We start from the raw sequence: 1,188 nt of genomic DNA, 5'->3' as shown, positions 1-1,188 counted from the left end.
CAGGTGTCGCGGATGGACTTGTTGTTGTGGCTGACCAGGAAGACCGTCCCGGCGTGCTTGCGCAGCTCCCGGATCCGGTCCTCGGAGCGCTTCTGGAACTTGCGGTCGCCGGTGGCGAGCGCCTCGTCGATCATCAGGACGTCGTGGTCCTTGGCGGCGGCGATGGAGAAGCGCAGCCGGGCCGCCATGCCGGAGGAGTAGGTGCGCATCGGCAGGGTGATGAAGTCGCCCTTCTCGTTGATGCCGGAGAAGTCGACGATCTCCTGGTAGCGCTCCTTGATCTGCTCGCGGGACATGCCCATGGCGAGCCCGCCCAGGATGACGTTGCGCTCGCCCGTCAGGTCGTTCATCAGGGCGGCGTTGACGCCCAGCAGGGAGGGCTGGCCGTCGGTGTAGACCTTGCCCTTCTCCGCCGGCAGCAGCCCGGCGATGGCCCGCAGCAGGGTCGACTTGCCGGAGCCGTTGGAGCCGATCAGACCGATCGCCTCGCCCCGGTAGGCGACGAAGGAGACCCCGCGCACGGCGTGCACCTTGCGCACGCCCCGCTCCTCGCCCCGCTTCAGGATGCGGCTCAGCGCCGCCGTGGCGCTGCCCTTGCCCGTCCTTGCGCCGTTGACGCGGTAGACGATGTGCAGCTCGTCCGCGATGACGGTGGGCACGCGCGCATCCGTCCTGTCGTCAGCCACGGCCGTACCTCTCCTCGGACTTCCAGAAGTAGACGAAGCCGGCCACGCCGGCCAGCAGCGCCCAGCCCACGGCGAACGCCCACACGTGCGGCGGCAGGTACGAGGAGCCGTAGCCGTCGATCATCGCGAAGCGGACCAGGTCCATGTAGACGGCGGCCGGGTTGAGCTGCAGCACGTCGCTGAGCCAGCCGGGGACGTCCTTGTCGTGCAGCATCACCGGGATGCTGAACATCACGCCCGAGGCGTACATCCACGTCCGCAGCACGAACGGCATCAGCTGTGCCAGGTCCGGCGTCCTGCTGCCCATCCGCGCGACGATCAGCGCCAGCCCGGTGTTGAACACGAACTGCAGCGCGAGCGCCGGCACGATCAGCAGCCACGACAGACCCGGGAAGCTGCGGAACGCCAGCATGACCGCGACCAGGACGATCATCGAGAACAGCAGCTGCTGGAGCTGCTGGAGCGCGAAGGAGATCGGCAGCGAGGCCCGCGGGAAGTGCAG

The 1,188-nt window shown here is 68.4% G+C and carries 1 protein-coding gene and 1 pseudogene; both read right to left on the bottom strand.

Going from position 1 to position 1,188, the window contains the following annotated elements; genetic code table 11:
* Window positions 1–686: pseudogene (locus tag IE172_RS30895) on the bottom strand (ABC transporter ATP-binding protein); the annotation flags it as partial.
* On the bottom strand, window positions 679–1,188 hold a 510-nt coding region (locus IE172_RS30890; protein ID WP_190100644.1), incomplete at its 5' end, for an ABC transporter permease. The gene IE172_RS30890 and the pseudogene IE172_RS30895, both read right to left, overlap by 8 nt.

It is taken from the genome of Streptomyces griseoflavus, from assembly GCF_014649995.1.
In the GTDB taxonomy this organism is placed as follows: Bacteria; Actinomycetota; Actinomycetes; order Streptomycetales; family Streptomycetaceae; genus Streptomyces; species Streptomyces griseoflavus.
The sequence above is the reverse complement of the archived record's forward strand: the minus strand, read 5'-3'. Positions and strand labels throughout refer to the sequence as shown.